Source organism: Streptomyces sp. MH60 (assembly GCF_002939385.1).
Lineage (GTDB): Bacteria > Actinomycetota > Actinomycetes > Streptomycetales > Streptomycetaceae > Streptomyces.
The window spans coordinates 74042-96970 of record NZ_MULI01000023.1 but is presented as its reverse complement, the minus strand read 5'-3'; the positions used below and the strand labels follow the sequence as shown (position 1 = coordinate 96970).

The 22929-nt window shown below is 70.8% G+C and carries 20 protein-coding genes; 9 read left to right on the top strand and 11 right to left on the bottom strand.

Features of this window, described 5'->3' with window-relative positions; genetic code table 11:
- Positions 1-1790, top strand: a 1790-nt coding sequence (locus tag BZZ08_RS17115; RefSeq protein ID WP_104633099.1) for a SpoIIE family protein phosphatase, incomplete at its 5' end; no start/stop codon positions are given.
- Positions 1791-1871: 81 nt separating this feature from the next.
- On the opposite strand, the gene BZZ08_RS17110 is transcribed toward BZZ08_RS17115, so the two are convergent.
- Complete coding sequence (locus BZZ08_RS17110; RefSeq protein WP_198601537.1) at positions 1872-4196, bottom strand: transglycosylase domain-containing protein; 2325 nt, start codon at positions 4194-4196, stop codon at positions 1872-1874.
- A 248-nt stretch (positions 4197-4444) separates the two neighbouring features.
- Between BZZ08_RS17110 and BZZ08_RS17105 the strand changes: the two genes are divergently transcribed.
- From BZZ08_RS17105 to BZZ08_RS17085, 5 genes are all read left to right on the top strand, one after another.
- A complete protein-coding gene (locus BZZ08_RS17105; RefSeq protein WP_104633087.1) occupies positions 4445-5383 on the top strand; it encodes an SPFH domain-containing protein in 939 nt (312 codons plus the stop codon).
- Complete coding sequence (locus BZZ08_RS17100) at positions 5380-5658, top strand: hypothetical protein (RefSeq protein ID WP_104633086.1); 279 nt, start codon at positions 5380-5382, stop codon at positions 5656-5658. Before BZZ08_RS17105 ends, BZZ08_RS17100 begins: the two co-directional genes overlap by 4 nt.
- A gap of 170 nt (positions 5659-5828) precedes the next feature.
- Positions 5829-6353 carry a PadR family transcriptional regulator gene (locus BZZ08_RS17095; protein ID WP_003973941.1) on the top strand — a complete coding sequence of 175 codons (525 nt, stop codon included), beginning with the start codon at positions 5829-5831 and terminating at the stop codon, positions 6351-6353.
- Positions 6350-7039, top strand: coding sequence for an ABC transporter ATP-binding protein (locus tag BZZ08_RS17090; protein ID WP_104633085.1), 690 nt, complete (start codon positions 6350-6352; stop codon positions 7037-7039). The genes BZZ08_RS17095 and BZZ08_RS17090 overlap by 4 nt, the downstream gene beginning before the upstream one ends.
- Positions 7036-9378 (top strand): ABC transporter permease, encoded by a 2343-nt coding sequence (locus tag BZZ08_RS17085; protein WP_198601536.1) that lies wholly within the window; start codon positions 7036-7038, stop codon positions 9376-9378. Before BZZ08_RS17090 ends, BZZ08_RS17085 begins: the two co-directional genes overlap by 4 nt.
- Positions 9379-9458: 80 nt before the next feature.
- Here the strand turns inward: BZZ08_RS17085 and BZZ08_RS17080 are convergent, their stop codons facing one another.
- Positions 9459-10397: a LysR substrate-binding domain-containing protein gene (locus BZZ08_RS17080; RefSeq protein WP_104633084.1), complete on the bottom strand. Its 939-nt coding sequence runs from the start codon at positions 10395-10397 to the stop codon at positions 9459-9461.
- Between the two features lie 137 nt (positions 10398-10534).
- Between BZZ08_RS17080 and BZZ08_RS17075 the strand changes: the two genes are divergently transcribed.
- Positions 10535-11089: a peroxiredoxin gene (locus tag BZZ08_RS17075; RefSeq protein ID WP_030145756.1), complete on the top strand. Its 555-nt coding sequence runs from the start codon at positions 10535-10537 to the stop codon at positions 11087-11089.
- Positions 11090-11095: 6 nt separating this feature from the next.
- The gene (locus BZZ08_RS17070; RefSeq protein ID WP_003973946.1) at positions 11096-11632 is read left to right on the top strand and encodes an alkyl hydroperoxide reductase; all 537 of its coding nucleotides are present in this window, start codon (positions 11096-11098) and stop codon (positions 11630-11632) included.
- A 69-nt stretch (positions 11633-11701) separates the two neighbouring features.
- On the opposite strand, the gene BZZ08_RS17065 is transcribed toward BZZ08_RS17070, so the two are convergent.
- The 3 genes from BZZ08_RS17065 to BZZ08_RS17055 form a co-directional block, all read right to left on the bottom strand.
- Positions 11702-13147, bottom strand: a complete 1446-nt coding sequence (locus BZZ08_RS17065) for an AI-2E family transporter (RefSeq protein ID WP_104633083.1) — start codon at positions 13145-13147, stop codon at positions 11702-11704.
- A gap of 162 nt (positions 13148-13309) precedes the next feature.
- Positions 13310-14008, bottom strand: coding sequence for an aggregation-promoting factor C-terminal-like domain-containing protein (locus BZZ08_RS17060; protein WP_198601535.1), 699 nt, complete (start codon positions 14006-14008; stop codon positions 13310-13312).
- 409 nt (positions 14009-14417) lie between these two features.
- Entirely contained in the window at positions 14418-15743 is a 1326-nt protein-coding gene (locus tag BZZ08_RS17055) for a PhoH family protein (protein ID WP_104633081.1), read from the bottom strand.
- Between the two features lie 1016 nt (positions 15744-16759).
- On the opposite strand from BZZ08_RS17055, the gene BZZ08_RS17045 reads away from it, so the two are divergent.
- Positions 16760-17986, top strand: coding sequence for a winged helix DNA-binding domain-containing protein (locus BZZ08_RS17045; RefSeq protein ID WP_104633079.1), 1227 nt, complete (start codon positions 16760-16762; stop codon positions 17984-17986).
- 60 nt (positions 17987-18046) lie between these two features.
- Here the strand turns inward: BZZ08_RS17045 and BZZ08_RS17040 are convergent, their stop codons facing one another.
- The 6 genes from BZZ08_RS17040 to BZZ08_RS17020 all read right to left on the bottom strand — a co-directional run bounded on the left by BZZ08_RS17040 (position 18047) and on the right by BZZ08_RS17020 (position 22845).
- Complete coding sequence (locus tag BZZ08_RS17040) at positions 18047-18790, bottom strand: class I SAM-dependent methyltransferase (protein ID WP_241965491.1); 744 nt, start codon at positions 18788-18790, stop codon at positions 18047-18049.
- A 119-nt stretch (positions 18791-18909) separates the two neighbouring features.
- Positions 18910-19785: an LLM class flavin-dependent oxidoreductase gene (locus tag BZZ08_RS17035; RefSeq protein WP_104633077.1), complete on the bottom strand. Its 876-nt coding sequence runs from the start codon at positions 19783-19785 to the stop codon at positions 18910-18912.
- A 41-nt stretch (positions 19786-19826) separates the two neighbouring features.
- On the bottom strand, positions 19827-20489 hold the full coding sequence (locus BZZ08_RS17030) for a hypothetical protein (RefSeq protein ID WP_104633076.1): 663 nt from the start codon (positions 20487-20489) through the stop codon (positions 19827-19829).
- Positions 20490-20507: 18 nt separating this feature from the next.
- Entirely contained in the window at positions 20508-21101 is a 594-nt protein-coding gene (locus BZZ08_RS38595; RefSeq protein WP_133169203.1) for a hypothetical protein, read from the bottom strand.
- 83 nt (positions 21102-21184) lie between these two features.
- On the bottom strand, positions 21185-22549 hold the full coding sequence (locus tag BZZ08_RS17025; protein WP_104633075.1) for a hypothetical protein: 1365 nt from the start codon (positions 22547-22549) through the stop codon (positions 21185-21187).
- Positions 22546-22845 carry a hypothetical protein gene (locus tag BZZ08_RS17020; RefSeq protein ID WP_446750260.1) on the bottom strand — a complete coding sequence of 100 codons (300 nt, stop codon included), beginning with the start codon at positions 22843-22845 and terminating at the stop codon, positions 22546-22548. Before BZZ08_RS17020 ends, BZZ08_RS17025 begins: the two co-directional genes overlap by 4 nt.
- Positions 22846-22929: the final 84 nt, after the last annotated feature.

Below are 22929 nucleotides of genomic sequence, written 5' to 3'. Positions count from 1 at the left end.
CCGCGGGCCCGGGCCGCCGTGGCGCGCCCACCGCGCCCGACCGGCGTATCGGGCAGCCCACCGCGCCCGGCCGGCCCACGCCGATGCGGCGGGACGGGGACCGGCTGCGGTTCGTGGGCGCCGCGACCCGGCGGATCGCCCGGGGCATGGACCTCGACGAGATCGTGATGGGGCTGTGCCGGGCCACCGTGCCCACGTTCGCGGACGCCATCCTGGTCTATCTGCGCGAGCCGCTGCCGGTCGGCGACGAGCGGCCCACCGGCCCCCTGGTGCTGCGGCTGCGGCGCACCGACCGCATACCGGCCGAGCGGGACACCGAGGGCGGCTTCGCCCCCGCGGCCCAGCCGGAGCCGTCCGAGCTGGAGACGGTCGGCGCCGAGCTGTGCGAGGTGCGGCCGGGCAGCGCGCTGGCCGAGGTGCTGCGCGGGGTGCGCCCGGTGTTCACGGACACGCCCGCGGCCCGCGCCGCGCTGCCGGAACTGCTGGGCGAGGAGCGCGACTTCGCCCTGCCCGACGGCCGCAGGGCGATCCTCGCCCCGCTGCGCGGCCGGCGCCGGGTGATCGGCGCCGCGCTCTTCCTGCGCGGCCCGGAGCGCGTCGCCTTCGAGGCCGACGACCTGCTGGTGGCCGCGCAGCTCGCCACGCACAGCGCCCTCGGCATCGACAAGGCGGTGCTGTACGGGCGTGAGGCGTACATCGCCGACGAGTTGCAGCGCACGATGCTCCCGGAGAACCTGCCGCGCTGCACCGGCGTACGGCTGGCCTCCCGCTACCTCCCGGCCGCCGAGACCGCGCGGGTCGGCGGCGACTGGTACGACGCCATCCCGTTGCCCGGCAGCCGGGTCGCGCTGGTCGTCGGGGACGTCATGGGCCACTCCATGACCTCGGCGGCCATCATGGGCCAACTGCGGACCACGGCGCAGACCCTGGCCGGGCTCGACCTGCCGCCGCAGGAGGTGCTCCACCACCTGGACGAGCAGGCCCAGCGGCTCGGCACCGACCGCATGGCGACCTGCCTGTACGCGGTGTACGACCCGGTCTCGCACCGCATCACCGTCGCCAACGCCGGCCATCCGCCGCCGGTGCTGCTGCACATGGACGGCCACGCCGAGGTGCTGCGGGTGCCGGCCGGCGCCCCGATCGGCGTGGGCGGCGTGGACTTCGAGGCCGTGGAGCTGGACGCGCCGGCCGGTGCGACGCTGCTCCTGTACACGGACGGGCTGGTCGAGTCCCGGCTGCGGGACGTGTGGACCGGCATAGAGCAGCTGCGGGAGCGGCTGGCGGCGACCGCGCAGCTCACCGGTCCCGACCATCCGCCGCCCCTGGAAGCCCTGTGCGACGAGGTGCTCGACATGCTCGGCCCGGGCGACCGGGACGACGACATCGCGCTGCTCGCCGCCCGCTTCGACGGCATCGCGCCCAGCGACGTGGCGTACTGGTTCCTGGAGCCCGAGGACGCGGCCCCCGGCCGTGCCCGTCGCCTGGCCCGGCGGGCGCTCGCCCGCTGGGGCATGGAGGACCTCACGGACGCCGTGGAGCTGCTGGTCAGCGAGGTCGTGACCAACGCGGTGCGCTACGCGTCGAAACCGGTCACCCTGCGGCTGCTGCGCACGGACGTGCTGCGCTGCGAGGTCGGTGACGACGTGCCGCAGCTGCCCCGGCTGCGGCAGGCGCGCGCCACCGACGAGGGCGGGCGCGGGCTGTACCTGGTGAACCGGCTGGCCCGGCGCTGGGGCGCGACGCGGCTGAGCACCGGCAAGGTGGTGTGGTTCGAGCTGAACCGCGGCTGAGGCCGGGGAGCGGCGAACGCGTGAAGGGGCGCCCGGTGAGCACCGGGCGCCCCTTCACGTGTGTCCGCGGCTCCTGACGGTCTACGGCACCCAGTCCCCGCCGGGGAAGTCGGGCTCTCCCGACTCGGTCGACCCGCCGCCGTCCGGCGGAGGTTCGGTGGACGGGCTGTTCGACGGCGAATGCGTCGGCGACTCGGGCGGCGCCTCGGTCGTCGGATCGTTCGACGGGGGTGCCTCGGTCGTCGGGTCCTTGGACGGGGGCGGCGCCTCGGTCGTCGGCTCCTTGGACGGCGAGTGGCTCGGCGACTGGGTGTTCGACGGCGACCTGCTGGGCTTCACCGCGGCGCCCTGCTTGGTGTCCAGGTCGAACTTGGTGACCTCGTCCATGACGCCGAAGGTGTACGCGGCCCAGATCTCCGCCGGGGGGCCGCCACCGTTGACGCGGTAGTCGACGCCGGCCGCCTTGTACATCGGGACCTGTGGGTGCGGTGCCTTGTCGTCCTCGCCGAACAGGCCGACCGAGGTGACGAGGCCCGGGGTGAAGCCGGTGAACCAGGCCGACTTGTTGTTGTCGGACGTACCGGTCTTGCCGGCCACCTGCTGACCGTCCCGCAGCGGGTTCTCCCGGACGGACGTCTTGGCCGTACCGTCGTCGACCACGCCGGTGAGCACGGAGGTCACCGTGTCCGCGGCCTCCCGGCTGATGACCTCCTCGCCGATGGGGTCGGGCATCTCGATCGTGCGGTCCTTGTGCTCGACCGACTTCACGATCGCCGGGGTGACCTTCTTGCCGTGGTTGTCGAAGGTGGCGTAGACGCCGGCCATCTCCAGCGGGCTGGCGCCCATACTGCCCAGGGTCTGCGCGGGCACGGCCTGCTCGCCCTCGGTGTCCATGCCGAGTTCGCCCGCGACCTTCATGACCTCGGGCATGCCGACGTCGGTGCCCATCTGCGCGAAGACGGAGTTGACCGACTTGTTCATGGCCTCCTGGACGTCGATCTCGCCGTAGTCGTGGTCGTCCTCGTTGGGCGGGGCGAAGCCGACCTTCTGGTCGCCGTCCATCACGGGGCGCTCGCTGTCGCCGTCGTAGAGGGTGTTGGCCGTGATCGGCACGCCGTCCTGGGTCTCGGCGTCGTGGTCCACGGCGGCGGCGAGGATCACCGGCTTGAAGGTGGAGGCGGGCTGGTAGTCGTCGCGGGTGGCGTTGTTGGTGTAGTGCTTCAGGTAGTTCACGCCGCCGTACATCGCCACGACGGAGCCCGTCTTCGGGTCGACCGAGACGGCTCCGGCCTGGACGTCCGCGTCGACCTTGCGCCGGCCGGGGTCCAGCTTGCTGGTGAGCTTCTCCTTGACCGCCTTCTCCAGCGCGGTCTGCTTCTTCTTGTCGATGTTGAGGGTGACGGTGTAGCCGCCGAGGTCCACCAGGGCCTTGGCCTGCTCCATGTCCTCGGCGGCGCCCTGGGCGACGAGCTGCTTCTTGAGCGCGAAGTTGGCCGCGTCCACCAGGTATCCGGTCTGGCCGTCCATCCCCGCGGCGGCCTTGGGCTCCTTGGGCGTCGGGAACGTCATGCCCTGCCGGTCGCCCGCGCTCAGCCACTTCTGCTCGACCATGTTGTCCAGGACGTAGTTCCAGCGCTGCTGGACGAGCTTCTTGCCGGTCTCGCTGGCGATCGCCCAGTCGTACTGGTTCGGCGCCTGGAGCAGCGCGGAGAGGTACGCGCCCTGTTCGACCGTCAGGTCCTCGGCGTCGACGCGGTAGTAGGCCTGGGCGGCGGCCTGGATGCCGTAGGCGCCGCGGCCGTAGTAGCTGGTGTTGATGTAGCCGGCGAGGATGTAGTCCTTGGACTTCTCCCGGTCCAGCTTGAGGGAGATGACCAGTTCCTTCAGCTTGCGGGAGACGGTCTGGTCCTGGGTCAGGTAGTAGTTCTTGACGTACTGCTGGGTGATCGTCGAGCCGCCCTGCGCGCCCTTGCCGGAGAGGGTGTTGAGCACACCGCGCGCGGTGCCCTTGAGGTCGACGCCGGCGTCCTTGTAGAAGGTCTTGTTCTCGGCGGCGACGAAGGTCCGCTGGACGTCCTTGGGGATCTTGGCGAGGTCGACGATCTCACGGTTGCGCTCGCCGGTGCGGGCCATGATGCTGCCGTCGCTGTACTTGTAGACGTTGCTCTGCAGTTCGGCCTCGGGGTTGCCCTCGGGGATGTCGATCATCATGTACAGCACGATGAAGGCGCCCATGCCGAGCAGGCAGAGGCCGAAGAACGTGCCGACGATCTTCTTCCACGTGAACAGCCGGCGTATCCGGCCCTTCCCGCCCGCACCTGCGGCCGCGCGCGACGAACGGCGGCGTTTCGGCGCCGCGCGGCGTCCACCGCGCTGTCGCGCTTTTCTCTCTTCCGCTCGTCCCATGGGTCCGATCCGCTCCGCTTCGGTCATCTGTGGGCACGTCTCGCTCACGCGTCCCACAGGTTCGTCGCTCAGGTCAGCTCAGAAAGCTAACACCGGGAGATGTGACAAACGGCAACCGATCCAGCCTTGTACGGACGTGAGAATCAGCACCCGTTCCACAGGAACCGACGTACGAGAGGGGTTCAGGGTTGTGATCGGCGTGTAAAGTGATATCACTTAGTCAGCAAAGAGAGAACGGGGGACCACCCATGTCCACGCACGATGCCCCGCAGGTCACCGCCGATGTGCCCGAGATGCCGACGCCCCGGGTGCGCGAGAACCAGGCACACAGCATCGGCGGCGGCTTCGCGCTGCTGCTGGGGCTGGTCGGGCTGCTGGTCGGTGCCGGCCTGATCGTCACCGCGACCGCGGTCGCGGCCACCGGCGCGAAGGCGGTGCTGATCGTCGCGGGCGTCGTGATCGCCCTGGCCGCCTTCCTCGCGATGTGCGGGCTGAACATGGTGGCGCCGGGCGAGGCCCGCGTGGTGCAGCTCTTCGGGCGGTACCGGGGGACGATCCGGCAGGACGGCCTGCGCTGGGTCAACCCCTTCACCTCCCGCACCAAGATCTCGACCCGGGTGCGCAACCACGAGACGGCCGTCCTGAAGGTCAACGACGCCTACGGCAACCCCATCGAGCTGGCGGCGGTCGTGGTGTGGCGGGTGGAGGACACCGCGCAGGCCACCTTCGAGGTGGACGACTACGTCGAGTTCGTCTCCACCCAGACCGAGGCGGCCGTGCGGCACATCGCCATCGAGTACCCCTACGACGCCCACGACGAGGACGGCCTCTCGCTGCGCGGCAACGCCGAGGAGATCACCGAGAAGCTCGCCGTCGAGCTGCACGCGCGCGTGGAGGCGGCCGGGGTGCAGATCATCGAGTCCCGCTTCACGCACCTCGCGTACGCCCCGGAGATCGCCTCGGCGATGCTCCAGCGGCAGCAGGCCGGTGCGGTGGTCGCGGCGCGGCGGCAGATCGTGGACGGCGCGGTCGGCATGGTCGAGGCGGCGCTCGTCCGCATCAGCGAGCAGGGCATCGTGGAGCTGGACGACGAGCGGAAGGCGGCGATGGTGTCCAACCTGATGGTCGTGCTCTGCGGGGACCGCGCCGCCCAGCCGGTGCTCAACACGGGGACGCTCTACCAGTGACCACCCCGCCCGAAGGCTCCGCGCCGTCCGAGGACCCGGCACCGAAGCGTCGGCCGCGGCAGCGCAAGCAGGTGCTGCTGCGGCTCGACCCGCAGGTGTACGAGGCGCTGGCCCGCTGGGCGGGCGACGAGCTGCGGTCGGCCAACGCCCAGATCGAGTTCCTGCTCCGCAGGGCGCTGGCGGAGGCCGGCCGGCTGCCCGGCGACACCGGACCGCTGCCGCGCCGCGGCCGCCCGCCGGGGGGCGGCGGCCCCGGGGCCGCGCCACCGCCCTGACCGCCCTTCGCAGGCCGCACCACCGCAGCGATGCGGAGGTGCGGCCTCCGTCGTAGCGGAACCGTGACAATCGCCTCCGACCTGCGGCTCGGCCGCCCTCGTGAACCGGCGGCACCACCTCTGCACGGTGCGTATACATAGGGCGATACACCGTGTGTAGAGTGCTCCGCATGTCCATCGGTCACACCCTCCTGGGGCTCCTGGAGTCCGGGCCGCGCCACGGTTACGACCTCAAGCGCGCCTTCGACGAGAAGTTCGGTCACGACCGGCCGCTGCACTACGGCCAGGTCTACTCGACGATGTCCCGCCTGCTGAAGAACGGCCTCGTCGTGGTCGACGGCATCGAGGCGGGCGGCGGTCCCGAGCGCAAGCGGTACGCGATCACCGACGAGGGGATCACCGACGTACAGCGGTGGCTCGCCACGCCGGAGAAGCCCGAGCCGTACCTCCAGTCGACGCTCTACACCAAGGTCGTCCTCGCGCTGCTCACCCACCGCGACGCCGCCGACATCCTCGACACCCAGCGTTCGGAGCACCTGCGCAGCATGCGCATCCTCACCGACCGCAAGCGCAAGGGCGACCTCGCGGACCAGCTCATCTGCGACCACGCCCTCTTCCATCTCGAGGCCGACCTGCGCTGGCTGGAACTCACCGCCGCGCGCCTCGACAAGCTCCGTGAGGCGGTAACCCGATGACTCCTCCCGCAGGTTCCCTGCTCTCCGCCGAGGCGCTCCGCAAGGCCTACGGTCCCACCCTCGCCCTCGACGACGCCGAGTTCTCCATCCACCCCGGTGAGGTCGTCGCCGTGATGGGCCCCTCCGGGTCCGGCAAGTCGACGCTGCTGCACTGCCTCGCCGGCATCGTGACGCCCGACTCGGGGACGATCACGTACAACGGGCGCGAGCTGTCGGCGATGTCCGACGCCCAGCGCAGTGCGCTGCGCCGCTCGGACTTCGGGTTCGTGTTCCAGTTCGGCCAGTTGGTGCCGGAGCTGACCTGTGTCGAGAACGTCGCCCTTCCGCTGCGGCTGAACGGCACCTCGCGCAAGGAGGCCGAGCGGGCCGCGCTGACCTGGATGGAGCGGCTGGAGGTGGACGACCTCAGGAAGAAGCGGCCGGGTGAGGTCTCCGGCGGCCAGGGCCAGCGGGTCGCGGTGGCCCGCTCGCTGGTCACCAGCCCGCGCGTGCTCTTCGCGGACGAGCCGACCGGCGCGCTGGACTCCCTCAACGGGGAGCGCGTGATGGAACTCCTCACGGACGCCGCCCGCTCCACCAACGCCGCGGTCGTGCTGGTCACGCACGAGGCACGGGTGGCCGCCTACTCCGACCGCGAGATCGTCGTACGGGACGGCAAGTCCAGGGACATGGAGCGGGTCGTATGAACGTGCGCCAGTGGGCGGCCGACCTGACGCTGGGCGTGCGCTTCGCCTTCACCGGGGGCCGCGAGGGCTGGACCCGGGCCGTGCTGACGGCCGTCGGCGTCGGTCTCGGCGTGGCGCTGCTGCTGCTGACGACGGCGATCCCGAACGCGCTCGCCGTCCGGCACGACCGGGAGGCCGCCCGTACCGACATCACCTTCTCCTCGGAGCAGTTGCCGAAGGCCGACGACACCCTCGTGGTCGCCGGTGTCGGCTCGGACTTCCGCGACGACAGCATCCGGGGCCGGGCCCTGGAGCCGGAGGGGCCGCGGGCGCCGCTGCCGCCCGGGGTGGAGAAGTTCCCGGCGGTGGGCGAGATGGTGGTCTCCCCCGCGCTGAAGGAACTGATGGAGTCGGACTCCGGCGCGATGCTGCGCGAGCGGCTGCCGGACCGGATCGTCGGCACCATCGGGGAGGACGGCCTGATCGGCTCGGCCGAACTCGCCTTCTACCGCGGCGCCGAAGGTCTCGCGTCGCACATCAACGGCGGCGGAATCGCCCGCATCGACCGGTTCGGGGACCCGGACCCGTCCACCGAGCGGTCCGACCCGGTGCTGCTCCTGCTGATCCTCGTGGTCTTCGTGGTGCTGCTGATGCCGGTCGCGGTCTTCATCGCCGCCGCGGTGCGGTTCGGCGGGGAGCGGCGGGACCGGCGGCTCGCGGCGCTGCGGCTGGTGGGCGCCGACAGCCGCATGACCCGGCGCATCGCCGCCGGTGAGGCACTGGCGGGCGCGGTGCTCGGGCTGGTCTTCGGCGCCGTGTTCTTCCTGATCGGACGGCAACTCGCGGGCACCGCCCAGGTGTTCCACATCAGCGTGTTCCCCAGCTATCTCAACCCCTCGCCGCTGCTGGCCCTGCTGGTCGCGGTGGCGGTGCCGGCGGCCGCGGTGCTGGTGACGCTGTTCGCGCTGCGCGGGGTGGTCATCGAGCCGCTCGGCGTGGTGCGCGCGGGCCGGCCGGCCCGGCGGCAGCTGTGGTGGCGGCTGATCCTGCCGCTGGCCGGACTGGCGATGCTCTACCCGATGATCGGCAACGGCCGCGAGAACGGCGACTTCAACCAGTACCTGGTGACCGGTGGCGTCATCCTGCTCCTGGTGGGTGTGACCGCGCTGCTGCCGTGGATCGTGGAGAGTGTCGTCGCCCGGCTCGGCTCCGGCGGCGTGGCCTGGCAGCTCGCCGTGCGCAGGCTCCAGCTGAGCAGCGGTACGGCGGCCCGCATGGTCAACGGCATCGCGGTGGCCGTCGCCGGGGCGATCGCGCTGCAGATGCTCTTCGTCGGTGTGGACGACGACTACACCAAGTCCACCGGGAAGGACCTGTCGCAGGCCCAGATGGAGGTCATCCTGCCGAGCGGGCTGCTGGTGCCCCCGGCGGCCGGCAAGCTCCGGGACACCAAGGGCGTGAAGGCGGTCTACGGCTACTCCGAGGGCTACCTCGGCGACCGCGCCCTGGACCCCGAGCACGGCACGACGGTGACCGTGGGCGACTGCACGTCGCTGCGGGAGATCGCCCGCCTCGACTCCTGTGCCGACGGGGACGTGTTCGCCGTCCACGGGGCCGAGTGGGACGGCGACGAGGACCTGGCGAAGCTGGCGGTGCCCGGCCGCAGATTCTACGCGGACCCGTCGTACGAGGGTGTCCCGAAGCGCACGGAGATCCCCTGGACGGTGCCGCAGGGCGTGAAGGCGGCGAAGCCCCGCCAGGGGCTGCTGGCCGGGACCGACCGGGGCGGCTTCCTGATCACGCCGAAGGCGATGCCGAAGTCGCTGGCGCCGGCCCTGGACGGGCACGCCTACCTCAAGCTGGACGAGTCGGTGGCGGACGTGCAGGACCTGGTGCGGAACACCGCGGCGGGCATCGACCCCCTGGCGGACGCCGTGACCTGGGCGGAGACCGAGCGGACCAACCGGTTCGACGCCATCCGCACCGGTCTGTTCGTCGGCGCGGCGTGTGTGCTGGCGCTGATCGGCGCCAGTCTGCTGGTCTCGCAGCTGGAGCAGTTGCGCGAGCGGAGGAAGCTGCTGTCGGCCCTGGTCGCCTTCGGCACCCGGCGCCGCACGCTGAGCCTGTCGGTGCTGTGGCAGACGGCGATCCCCATCGTGCTCGGCCTGGCGCTCGCCTTGGTGGTGGGCCTGACCCTGGGCACCGTGCTCCTGAAGATGACGAACACCCCGGTGCGCGTCGACTGGACCGGCGTCCTGTCCATGACCGGCATCGGCGCCGGGGTCGTCCTGGCGGTGACGTTGTGCAGCCTGCCGCCGCTGCTGCGGCTGATGCGGCCGGAGGGGCTGCGCACGGAGTAGCGCACGGGGTGGCTCCGCCGGTGCGCGACGGAGGGACCGAGGGACTGAGCGGCCGCCCGGCCGGGTGGTCGCCCGGTCCCTCAGTCGTGCACCGTCCGGACCGGCAGGTCCGCCATCGCCTCCCGCAGGGCCGCCGCCAGTTCCTCGTACTCCGCCGAGCGGGCCGCGCCCGTGCGCATGGCGAGGGCGATGCGGCGGGTGGGGGCCGGGTCGGTGAAGGACGCGGTGAGGAGCTGGCTGGAGCGGGAGGTCTCCACGCGGACGGCGGTGCGCGGCAGCAGCGTCACCCCGAGGCCGCCCGCCACCAGCTGCACCAGCGTGGACAGTCCGGCGGCCGTGGTCGTCGCCGGGACGCCCGCCCGGCCCGCCTCGCGGCAGATGTCGAGCGCCTGGTCGCGCAGGCAGTGCCCCTCGTCGAGCAGCAGCAGCCTCAGCTCGCGCAGCACCGAGCGCTCCAGGCCCTCCCGGCCGCCGAGCCGGTGGTCGAGCGGCGTGACCAGGACGAAGTCCTCGTCGAAGAGCGGGAGTTCGCTGACGCCGGGCACGCCCAGGGGGACCGCGAGCAGGAGCAGGTCGAGGCGGCCGGTGGTGAGCCCGTCCAACAGGCTCGCGGTCTGCTCCTCATGGACCTGGAGGTCGAGGTCGGGGTAGCGGTCGTGGACCAGCCGCAGCACCGTCGGCAGCAGGTACGGCGCCACGGTCGGGATGACGCCGAGCCGCAGCGCGCCGGTGAAGGGCGCCCGGACCGCCTCCGCCTCCTCCAGGAGTGCGCCGACCTCTGCCAGGACCGCCTTGGTCCGCACCGCGAGCCGTTCCCCGGCCGGCGAGAGCAGCACCTTGCGCGTCGTACGCTCCAGGAGCGTGACACCCAGTGCCTCCTCCAGCGCGGAGACCGCGCCCGAGAGCGCCGGCTGGCTCATGCCGATCGCGGCGGCGGCATCGCGGAAATGCAGGTGCTCGGCGACGGCGTCGAAAGCCCGCAGCTGAGCGAGGCTGGGCTGCCTCTTCTTAGTGGTCACTAATAGCCACCTCCGATCAACTCGACCGATTGTAGCTATTTCACTAATCAATGCACCCTGTGCCAACATCAACAACGTCCAACCCATGGAAACGCTCGCAAAGCGGGTGTTTCCTCGCTGCATTTTTTGGAGAGCGCGTGCTCACTGTCGGTGACAAGTTCCCCGAGTTCGACCTGACCGCCTGCGTCTCGCTGGAGAAGGGCAAGGAGTTCCAGCAGATCAACCACAAGACCTATGAGGGTCAGTGGAAGGTCGTCTTCGCGTGGCCCAAGGACTTCACCTTCGTGTGCCCCACCGAGATCGCCGCCTTCGGCAAGCTGAACGACGAGTTCGCCGACCGTGACGCCCAGATCCTCGGCTTCTCCGGCGACTCCGAGTTCGTGCACCACGCCTGGCGCAAGGACCACCCGGACCTGACCGACCTGCCGTTCCCGATGATGGCCGACTCCAAGCACGAGCTCATGCGCGACCTCGGCATCGAGGGCGAGGACGGCTTCGCGCAGCGCGCGGTCTTCATCGTGGACCAGAACAACGAGATCCAGTTCACGATGGTCACCGCCGGCTCCGTCGGCCGTAACCCCAAGGAGGTCCTGCGGGTCCTCGACGCCCTGCAGACCGACGAGCTCTGCCCGTGCAACTGGAGCAAGGGCGACGAGACCCTGGACCCGGTCGCGCTGCTGTCGGGGGAGTGAGCTGACATGTCCCTCGACTCCCTGAAGTCCGCCGTACCGGACTACGCCAAGGACCTGAAGCTCAACCTGGGTTCGGTCATCGGCAACTCCGACCTCCCGGCGCAGCAGCTGTGGGGCACGGTGCTGGCGACCGCCATCGCCTCGCGCTCCCCCATCGTGCTGCGCGAGCTGGAGCCGGAGGCGAAGGCGAACCTCTCGCCCGAGGCGTACTCGGCCGCCAAATCGGCCGCCGCGGTCATGGCGATGAACAACGTCTTCTACCGCACCCGGCACCTGCTGTCGGACCACGAGTACGGCACCCTGCGCGCCGGTCTGCGGATGAACGTCATCGGCAACCCGGGCGTCGACAAGGTCGACTTCGAGCTGTGGTCCTTCGCGGTGTCCGCCATCAACGGCTGCGGCATGTGCCTGGACTCGCACGAGCAGGTGCTCCGCAAGGCCGGTGTGGACCGCGAGACGATCCAGGAGGCGTTCAAGATCGCCGCCGTGGTCGAGGCCGTCGGCGTCACGCTGGACGCCGAGGCGGTCCTGGCCGCCGAGTAGTCCCGCTCCCCGCGGCACGCACGGCACGGGCCCCGCCCACCGAGAGGTGGGCGGGGCCCGTTCGCGTGTCTAGGCCGGGGAGGCGTCCGACGGCGGGCCGTCCGCCGGGGGCTCCGGGGCTTGCGGGGACTCCGCGCTCTTCGGCGGCACCGGAGGCCGGTCGGCGGCCGGGGCGGCGTCGGTCGAGGTGGCCCCGTGCGGCCTGGGCGTCTGCCGCAGGGCGGCCTCACGTGAGTACGCCCGCAGATAGCCCACGACGGTGTTGGTCACCGCCACCAGCGGTACGGCGACCACGGCGCCGCCGATGCCGGCCACCATGCCGCCGGCGGCCACCGACAGCACCACCGCCAGCGGATGGACCCGCACCGCCCGCCCGAGGATGAACGGCTGCAGGATGTGCCCCTCGATCTGCTGCACCGCCAGCACCACGACGAGCGTCATGACCGCGGCGAACACACCCTGCGTCACCAGTGCCACGACGACCGCGAGGGCGCCCGACACCACCGCGCCGACGAGCGGGACGAAGGCGAACAGGAAGATGAACACGGCCAGTGGGACGGCCATCGGCACGTCCAGGAAGTAGATGCCGAGGCCGATGAAGATGGCGTCGATGAGGGCGACTATCACCGTGCCGCGCACGTACGCGGTCAGCGTCCGCCACGCGCGCGGACCGGCCCCGGCCACGCCCGGCCGGGCGGCCGCGGGCACCAGCTTCAGCGACCACTGCCAGATGCGCTTGCCGTCGTAGAGCAGGAAGAGCGTCGAGAAGGCGGCCAGCAGGATGCCGGTGAGCGCCTCGACGACGACCGTGACGCCCTCGAGCCCGGCGGACGTTATCTGGTCGGTGTTGGCCCCGACCGCGTCCCGCAGGTTCTTGGCGATCTCGTTGATCTGCTTGTCGGTGACGTGGAACGGACTGTTCAGCAGCCAGTTGCGCAGTTCGTCGATGCCGTCCTGGACCTGGTCGGAGAGGTTGTCGATGTTCTCCATCACCTGCCAGGTGACGAACCAGCCGATCAGACCCATGATCACGAACCCGAGGATCGCGGTCAGCGCGGTGGCCGGCCCCCGCGGCACCCCGCGCCGGCGCAGCCAGGCCACGGCCGGCTGGAGCAGCGCGGTGATCAGCAGCGCGGCCACGAAGGCCAGCACCACCAGCTGTACGGCGCTGATGACCCGCATCAGCACCCACACGGTGCCCGCGAGCACCAGCAACCGCCAGCCGGCCTCCGCGGCCACCCGTACTCCCCAGGGCACGGCCTGCGCCGGGTCGGGGCGGGTGCCGACCACGACCGGACGGTGTGCCCCGATGTGCTCCGCGACCGTGTCGTCGGTCGCGCCGCCAGCCGCGTCCTCGGCCGTGTCGCCCAGGGGCCGCCGCACGTGGTGGGTGGCCGGCACCGGTCCGTCGTCGGCGTCGTCCCGCCGCGCCTCTTCGCGGCGCTGCTCCAACCGCTCGCTCATGCGCGTCAGTCCGGCGCCGAGCCGGCCGAGCCACCCTGGCACTCGTGACATGATCCGTCCTCTTCCCCCGTCCTTCCCCACCACTCCCCCCGGAGTCATTCCGGTCCGACCGTACAGGGCGGCAACGCGAAAGCCCCTCACCCTAGGACGGTGAGGGGCTGCGCGAGGTTGAGCGGGGGCCGCGCCGACGGGGACGACGGGCGGACGGCGGGCTCAGTACCAGTGGTTGGCCTGCCAGAAGGACCAGGCCTCGCACGGGCTGCCGTAGCGATTGTCCATGTAGCTGAGGCCCCACTTGATCTGGGTGGCCGGGTTGGTCCGCCAGTCGGCGCCCGCGGAGGCGTACTTGCCCGCGGGCAGGGCCTGGAAGAGGCCGTAGGCACCGGAGGAGGCGTTCACGGCCTGGTAGTTCCAGCTGGACTCGTGATTCACGATGTTGCTGAAGCACTGGAACTGACCGCCGGGCACCATCTGACGGGCCATCGCCTGGATCTGGCTGGTGCTGTAGGAGCTCTGGACGGCGAAGCTGGTGGACTCGCGCTTGGCGTCGCGGCTGGCCGCTTCCTTCTCCGCCTCGCGCTGCTTCGCCTCCGCGGCCGCCTTCTTGGCCTTCTCCTGCTTGGCCACGGCGGTCTCTGCGGCTGCCTTGCGGGCCGCCGCCTCGGCGTCCTTCTTGGCGCTCGCGTCCGCCGCGATGGCCTGCACGTCGGCCTGCTGCGTCAGGGACGCGGTCTGCACCTGCGCCTGCTCACCCATGGGGATGTCGGCAAGCAGGGTCGTACCTGCTGCCGTCGCCTCCGCGTCGTCGTTGCTCTGCGCGACGCTGCCCGAGGCAACGCCGACGACGCTTCCGACGGCGGTGACCGCCGTGGCCGAGGCCACTGCGAATCCCCGGACCGAGATCCGGCTCACACGGTTTCCTTCCAGCATCGCCCGCTTCGGTGACCCTCGCGGACGCAATCGTGCCCCTGGCGCTGGCCTCCCCAACTACGGGTCACGGGAGGCACGGGCCCGGTGGACAACTCCCTCGTCGGGAGCGCCGCATGGTGCTCGGGCGGCATACGACTCTGCTATGGAGTTGGATCTGGTGTTTCTGGGGCGCCGTACCGCTGGGGGTACGGCTGTGTCGTATGCGGGGCCTGACAGGAAGGAGACTCTGCCGTAACCCGGCGGGTGAGGCAATTCTGTGATGCGTGTGAAAGCTCACATCCCGTTTGGCCCAGGGGATTCACGGGATTCCCCACACACCGAGGCGCCGCCCGGCTAGGCTCTCGGCCTTTCCGGACGGCGCCGAACTGACGGGTAACCGACCCTTGTCGGGTCAGATGTGACCGTCCTCCAGCATTTCGGTCACGAGCGCCGCGATCTGGGACCTCTCGGAGCGCGTCAGGGTGACGTGCGCGAAGAGCGGATGCCCCTTCAGCTTCTCGACGACGGCGACGACCCCGTCGTACCGGCCCACCCGCAGGTTGTCCCGCTGCGCCACGTCATGGGTGAGGACGACCCGTGAGTTGGCCCCGATCCGGGACAGCACGGTCAGCAGGACGTTCCGCTCCAGCGACTGGGCCTCGTCGACGATCACGAACGCGTCGTGCAGTGAGCGTCCCCGGATGTGGGTGAGCGGCAGCACCTCCAGCATCCCGCGCGCGGTCACCTCCTCGATGACCTCCCGGCTGGTGACGGCCGACAGCGTGTCGAAGACCGCCTGCGCCCAGGGGCTCATCTTCTCGGCCTCGGAGCCGGGCAGATAGCCCAGCTCCTGCCCGCCCACGGCGTACAGCGGACGGAAGACCATCACCTTCTGGTGCTGCCGGCGTTCGAGCACGGCCTCCAGTCCCGCGCACAGCGCGAGCGCCGACTTGCCGGTACCGGCCCGGCCGCCCATCGACACGATCCCGACGTCCGGGTCGAGGAGCAGGTCGAGCGCGATCCGCTGCTCGGCGCTGCGGCCCTTGATGCCGAACACCTCCCGGTCGCCGCGCACCAGCCGGACGTTCCCGTCGGGCGTGACCCGGCCGAGCGCCTTGCCGCGCTCCGACTGGATGGTCAGCCCCGTGTGCACGGGCAGGTCGGCGGCCTCGGGGACGTAGACCCGGCCCTCCTCGAAGAGCACGTCCACCTGCTCGCCCGGCAGGGTGAGTTCGGACATCCCGGTCCAGCCGGAGGAGTCCGTGATGGCCAGCTCGGCGCGGTACTCCTCGGCGAGGAGACCGACGGAGGACGCCTTGATCCTGAGCGGGAGGTCCTTCGAGACGACGGTGACGTCGAATCCCTCCGCCTGCAGGTTGCGGGCGACCGCGAGGATGCGGGAGTCGTTGTCCCCCAGGCGGTAGCCGCTGGGCAGCACGCTGGGGTCCGAGTGGTTGAGCTCGACACGGACGGTGCCGCCGAGGTCCCCGATCGGGATGGGGGCGTCGAGGCGACCGTGCCGCACCCGGAACTCGTCGAGCAGGCGCAGGGCCTGCCGGGCGAAGTACCCGAGTTCGGGATGGTGCCTTTTGGCCTCCAACTCCGTCACCACGACGATGGGGAGCACGACCTCGTGCTCGTCGAAGCGGTTCAGGGCGTTCGGGTCGGCCAGCAGGACGCTGGTGTCGAGAACGTAGGTGCGCCGGTCGGGCTTGTGGCGCTTTGTGCTGGTCACCACGGAAGGACGTACCCCCTCGGAAGAGGTCGGGGAGCGACGGAGTGGACGCTGGACCGGGAGGGCCGTAACGATCCGGCCGGTCGAGGGCCGCCCTGCACTGGCGCGGGCCGTGGACCGGCCCTCCGCCGCGTCTTCCGTGCCGTGACCGCACGGTGGGGCTGGTGCAAAGGGCCTCCCGGGCGGACGGCTCCGTGCCGTCCGCTGAGAACCGACACCCGTGGTTCGGGCGTCGACCTGCTTGGCTTATGCCCTCGAACAAGCGCCGCCATGCCACGACACAGGACGGCGCACCGGTGAACTCCTCGTTACGGGCGTACCACTCGGGGGGACGCCCGGGAGGGCACAAAAAACGGGCCGGTCCGTGGGGGGGGAGACGGACCGGCCCGAGGGGGGGTTTCCACCATAACCCTTCGTAAGTGATGCTGCGTGCATCGGCGTGCCGCAACTACTCTCCGAAGTCGGTCGGCGACGCCCGGATGACCACGGAAGCCCTCATTCCGCCCCGAACGGTGGCCAAATCACCGCGTGTCTCCAGGTGGCGGCCGATTCGGGTGCGACTGGAGTGGCCCGGCCGGGCCGATGACGGGCGCCGCGGCCCGGAATCCCGCTTCCCCCGTCCGGGTGACGTCACCGGAAGACACGGGCTTGACCCGGCGCTCGGTCGGGCGCCCGACCGGTGCGTGGCCGGCTCTCGATCCGGCACCGCGCAGCCCCCTCCACTGCGCGGTGCCACGCGCGTAGCTTTGCTCACGCGAATTACCTGGGCTCGAACTTACGCGATCGGGTGGGCTGCGTACGACCCGAGAAGGACAACGGTGAATAACGATGTGGACACCCTGTGAGGATCGACGGGTGATTCCGTACCCTGCCTCCGGACGCGCGGCCATTTGCGAAGGTGTGCCCCTTAGGCCCGGAAGATCCCCACTCCTTCATCCACCGGACGACCGAAACAGTCCTGGAGATAGCCCGGGAGATAGGGGACGCCTTCCGTCCTACTCCTCTCCTAACGTCACCTCATGACGAAGACGACGGGGATCACTTGGGCCGCGGCGAGCGCACGGCGCTTCGAACGGCAGTTCCTGGCCAGGTCCGCCCGAACGGGCGCTCCCGTCGCCGACGTGGCCGCCGCGATGCTCGGCGTCCACGCCCAGGTACTGTCGGCGGCCGAGCTGTCGGTCGGCCTGCGGGCCGACGACGTGACCCGCGCGGACGTACGCGAGGCCCTGTGGCCGGCGGTTCCACCCACCGCACCCACCGCGCCTCCCCCGCCACCCTCGCCCTCGCCCTCGCCCTCGCTGGTGAAGACGCACGGCCCGCGCGGGACGGTGCACCTGCTCCCGGCCCGCGACCTGCCGATGTGGTGCGCCGCGCTGCCCGCGATCCCGGACGGCACGGCCTCCGGGTCCACTGACGTACGCCTCACCGGGGGACAGGCCGGGCAGGTCGTGGCGGCGATCGCCGAGGCGCTCGACGACGCCTTCCTGACCATCGACGAACTCGGCGAGGAGGTCGTCGCCCGCACCGGCCCGTGGGCGGGCGACCTGGTCATGCCGGCCTTCCAGACCATGTGGCCCCGCTGGCGCCAGGTCCTGCACCGGGCCGGGCAGTGCGGCGCCCTGTCCTTCGGCCCGAACCGCGGCCGCAGGGTGACGTACACCCGCCCGCCCCGCTTCACCCCGCTGCCGCCCGAGGAGGCGTCGCGGCTCCTCGTACGCCGATACCTGTACGCGTACGGCCCCGCGACGCCGCGGCACTTCGCCCGCTGGCTGGCCGCACCACCCGGTTGGGCGAAGGCCCGTTACGCCGAACTGGCCGCCGCGGGCGAGATCGAGGAGGTCCGCCACGAGGGCACACCGGCGTGGGTGGTGGCCGGTGACACCGCCTTCCCGGACGCCCCGGAGCAGGAAGAACTGGTGCGCGGGGTGCGGTTGCTGCCGTACTTCGACGCGTACGTCGTCGCCGCGCAGCCGCGGGAGCTGCTCTTCCCGGGGCCCGCGTACCGGCGGGCGCTGGCGGGCGGGCAGGCGGGCAACTTCCCCGTGCTGCTGGTGGACGGGGTCGTGGCGGGCGTCTGGTACCAGCGCCGCCGGGGCCGCCGTACGACGGTCACGGTCGAGCCACTGGCCCCCCTGACGGCACGGCAGGAACGCGAGCTGGCGGAGCGCGTGGAACGGGTGGGGGCCGTACTGGAGGCCGCGGCGGAGCTGGTGATCGGGGAGGTGACGGTGGGGGCGCACGCGTGAGGACGCGGATGCGCGGGTCTCAGAACGGGACCGCATGCGGCCGGATCATGTCACGGCGTATCAGGGCGTGGCCCGCGGCTTGCGCACGTCGAAGAGATGACGGGTGCTGTGGGCGACGAAGGGTCCCTCGTCCTCGATGCGCTCGTGCAGGTCGCGCAGCCGGTCCCGGTAGGCGTCGACGGTGAACCCGGGGACCATCCACACGACCTTGCGCAGGAAGTGGACGACGGCACCGACGTCGAAGAACTCCATCCGCAGCCGCTCCGCCCGCACCTCCACGACCTCCAGCCCGGCAGCCTCGGCGTCGGCCCGCTCACGGTCGGGGTGACGGTGCCGGTGGCTCGCTTCCGGCAGCGGCCCGAGGAAGTACTCGATGAGCTCGAAGACGCTGGCGGGCCCGACGTGCTGGGCGAAGTAGGTGCCGCCGGGCGCGAGCACGCGGGCGAGCTCGTCCCAGTGCGGCTCGACCGGATGCCGGCTGACGACCAGGTCGAAGGCGCCGTCCGCGAAGGGCAGGGGCGCGTCGTCCGCGGAGGCGACCACCGGGACACCGCGGGGGCGCAGCAGCCGGGTGGCCTCGGCGACGTTGGGCTGCCAGCCCTCGGTGGCGACGACGAGCGGGGCGCGGTGCGGGCCGGCGGCTTCGAGGGCGAAGTCCAGCACCTCCCCTCCCCCGGTCTGCACGTCCAGTGCGGCGGTGGCCCCGGCCAGCCGCTCCGCCATGGCCCGCGCGTACCCCCAGGACGGCCGGGCCTCGGTGGCCCGCCCCTCGAACCAGGAGAAGTCCCACCCTTCGGTGGGCACGGCGGCGCCCTCGGCCACGAGGTCGTCGAAGTCACGGCGGTCACGGCGGTCACGGCGGTCGGGACGGTCGGGACGGTCCGATGAACGATCGCGATCGACGGATGGGTGAGCGGGCACGGCTACGCTCCCACCAAGGGCCGGACCCGCTCGGCGGTGAACCGTACGAATCCCTCCGGATCGGGCTCGTCTCCGGTCGGCTGGAGGATCACGGTGTCGGCCCCGGCCTCGGCCAGCCGCCGCACGGCGTGGGCAACGGCCTCCGCGTCCCCGGCGGCCCCGAGGTCCGGGACGTCCGCGACGCCTTCGGCGACCAGCTCGCTCCGGAGCCGTTCCGCGGCGCCGGGGCCGGTGGCGGCGAGGAGATACACGACGACCCTGTGCGCGTCCGTCCGCCCGGCCGCCGCCCGCCCTTCGTCGATGAGGCGCCGGGCGCGGCGCACGCCGTCCGGCGGGGTGTTCGCGGTGAGCACGGTCCCGTCGGCGGCCTCACCGGCCAGCCGCAGCGAACGGGGCCCGGTGGCGCCGGCGAGCACCTCGACGGCCTGCTCCGGCGGCCAGTCGAGCGCGACGTCGTCGAGTCGGACGTAGCGCCCCTTCGACGTCACCCGTTCTCCGCCCAGCAACGCCCGCAGCGCCACGAGGTGCTCGCGCAGCAGCGTGAGCGGCGACTCGGCCCGCGCGCCGACCTGTCCCATCCAGTCCTGCACCCCGTGCCCCACGCCGAGGACGGCACGGCCGGGGAACATCCGGTGCAGCGTGGCGGCCTCCATCGCGGTGACGGCCACGTTCCGCAACGGCACGGGCAACAGCCCGACCCCGACCCGCACCCGCTCGGTCCACGCAAGGGCGGCGGCGGCCGTGGAGATCCCGCCCTCTCGGAAGCAGTCCTCCCACAGCCACAGCTCCTCGAGCCCCACCTCGTCGGCGACACGAGCCACGGCACGCAGCCGCTCGGGGGCCAGCTGAGGACGGAATACGGCACCGAGTCCAGTCATGATGCCTTCCTACCGTCGGCCGGGGCCCCCGTTCAACACCATTACGACGCCACCCCCAGCGGATCCTCGAAACGAACGGTCTCGACCATCCCCCGCACCAACGCCCGGTACTCCTCCCGACGCGCCACCGCCACAGTGCTGACCGTGAACACGGCCATCCGCTTGCAGTCGGGGTGCGGGAGGTGGGCGTGGATCTGGAGGAGGGGGAGCTGGGGGAGCCCGGTTTCAGCGGTGTAACGCAACGTGGTCTCGCTGAGGACTGCGGGACCGCAGGGAAGCTCCTCAAAGGCGATGTGCGTATGTCCCGCGGCCGACATGGCGGCGCGGGCCGCCGTTACGCCACGGGGAGCAACGTTCGTGTCGCGCCAAGAGATGGTGAAGAGGGAGAGTGCGTGTGTACTCGCGGGATCGATGTCGTCACGATGCAGGCCGACCGAGCAGTGGACCGTTCCGATACCGCACAGCGCCCCGAGCATCTGCTGGCCCAGCGCGACCTGCGCAACGAACCGCTGACGCACCAATTCACTGGGCGCGGCTTCGAGTATCGGGGCGACAGCCTCGCGCAGCGCTTCGGCGTCCGAGGAGTCGGGTTCGGCCAGCAGGGAGTTGAGCGGCATAGGCATGAACCCGACGGGCTCAGCGAACCACAATTCTGCTTGCGCATCTTTGACAGATTCGTGCATCGAGATCCGGGGAGCGGTCATGGGGCCTTCCTCTACGGATCAGGAACGATTGGAAGGACCAGCCGCCCGACGGCCCCGCGCAATGTCGTCAGGCCCGGCTCCCTGGTCGTTGAGGCACTCATCGTTCTGACGGTTGGCCCGCTGTTCCATGACGTGCATGCGCCGAGGGGCCCTCCCTCTTCGTCCGGGTGCGGCGATGACTCCTGCGAAGCGGACATCGCCCGCGAACCAGATTTCCTCGATCTGTGCCTTCATATGCGGCTTAGCGCGGGGAGCCATACGTCGGGACCACCATTCCAAGCGCAGATGCTGGGTAAAAATCATGGGTAGCCGCTGGCCTGGACGAGCAGGGTCAGGAAACTCAAACCAGCCATAGTGCCTGCTGGATACCTCCGGACGATCAGTCAGTCCGTACGGAACATCCCGCAGGAGCTGCCAAGCATGGGTACGCAAGATGCGGAGCATCGACAGTGCTGCCGGGAAGTATCGCAGTTGCGTCAGTGCACGGTAGGGCCCGTAAACAAAGTACGGAAGGAAGACCCAGACGAGCCAGTCGGCCGAGTGCACCGAGACGCCGAGCAATAAGACCCAGCCACTTACCCAACCGAAGAAGCCGACGACGTTCATCACCATGTGACGGAGCCAAGCGCGACGGGTGGGTGGGTGATCCCATGCAGTCGCACAGACGACAGGATCCACGATTCCTTCCCTCCTACTCAATGACAGAAGACGTATCGTGCAATGTCCACAAGGCCTCCGCCGTCAAGAACGAGACGCGAGCCGTCGATACTGGCGACAGCACCGTCTTTGATTCCGTCGCCCTCCGCGTCCACGGCCTTGTTGTACAAACCGAACCCTCCCGTACCAACGCCGACCACGCCCGACGTACCGGCAACGGCATTGGCAGCTCTGCCGGGGTCGCTAAAGCCGCGCACCGCTCGTGCGACCATGGAGTTCTCCAGGTTGGTGATTGCTCCGGCCTCGTCGACAACCTTGGAACCGTAGGTACCGACCCGCTGCCAGAAATCGAGCACTTGTCCGCTCCTGCGAACGGCTCGCGTGGCTTCGAAGGACCCCTTGGCCACTGCCGCGATACCTGGTAGCGCGCCTACGGCGTCTGCTCCTACTGAGACAGCGTTGCTCCAGAAGTCGGCGTCGAGTTCCCCCTCGGTCAACCCCTCCCACAAAGAAGCCCGCACTTCCGGGTCTGCGAGCCGCAGGCCAAGCGCCACCGTGCTCAATCCTGAAGCCGTGAGCATCAAGGCGGCCACCGTCGCGATCCCCCAGCCCAGCGGCCCCGCGAGGAGAAGCGCCACGACCCCGATCACCCCCGCCACGAAGCTGAGGATGTCCGGGAGGTTGTCGCCCAGCCAGTCGAGTACCTCGTCGAACCACCCCGGCTCATGCGGCACCAGCTTCTTCGTGGCGTCACGGATCTTCCGCGCCCGGTACCCGGCCTTCTCCTCATGCTCCTCGGCCAGCCTCTTCGCCCTGCCGATGATCTTCTTCAGCTCGGCCCGGGCATCGTCGAGGTCACCGTTCGCGCGCGTGAGCGCCTTCTGCGCGGCGTCGCCATCGGCCCCCTCCTTCTTCAGGTCGGGGTCCTGGCCCGCCGAGTCCGCGCGCCCCTGTGCACGGTCGACCGCGTCCTGGGCGTCCTTCGCGTCGCCCTCCAGCTTCCCCGCCCGTCGCTGGAAGTCGTCGAGTTCGCCCTCCCAGCGGTCCAGCTGCCTGGCCGCCTTGCGGATCGAGTGCGCCGCGTTCTTCAGATTCAGCGGCAACGGCCCGCCGTCCAGCTGCTCGCGAAAGGCGACGGCGGCGTCGCCGTTCCAGCAGCTGCCGTCCAGGAGCTTGGTGACGAGGTCGTACGCCTCCTGGAGCACCTGCGCGCATCCGCTGAGCTTCTTCTCCAGCCCTCGCACGGTCTCCGTGTCCCCCGGCACGGGATTGAAGCCGAGGTGCGGATACGCCGGGTTCGGAATGGGCGGAGCGGACTTGAGTCCCTGCGGCTTGCCCAGGTCCGCCCGCGACTGCGGGTCGAGGGCGGCACCGTACCGGTCGTGGCCGGCCGTAACGGTCACTTCCCGCCGCCGCCCTTGGCCTCGCGCGACTTGCGCACCGCAGCCTCGAGCGCCTTGTCGACCTCGAGGTAACTGTCCTTGCTCTTGCCGATGATGTCGGCAAGGTCCTCCGTCTGTTTGCCGATCTCCTCGGAGCCGTACTTCCAGTCCTCCTGGAAGGCCTCGCACGCCGAGTCGAGCTCGTCCGTGCCCAGCCCGGCGATCGTCGCGTCCGACAACGCCTTCCGCACGCCCCTGAGCGAAGTCGAGGACTCCTTGAGCGACTTCATGAACCGCCCGAGCTCGTCCCCGTCCACTGCAAGCCGCCCCGCCACCCGCCCGTCCCCTCTCACCGGTCCACCGCACCGATGAGAGGAACGACGTCATCCGGTTTTCGTGAC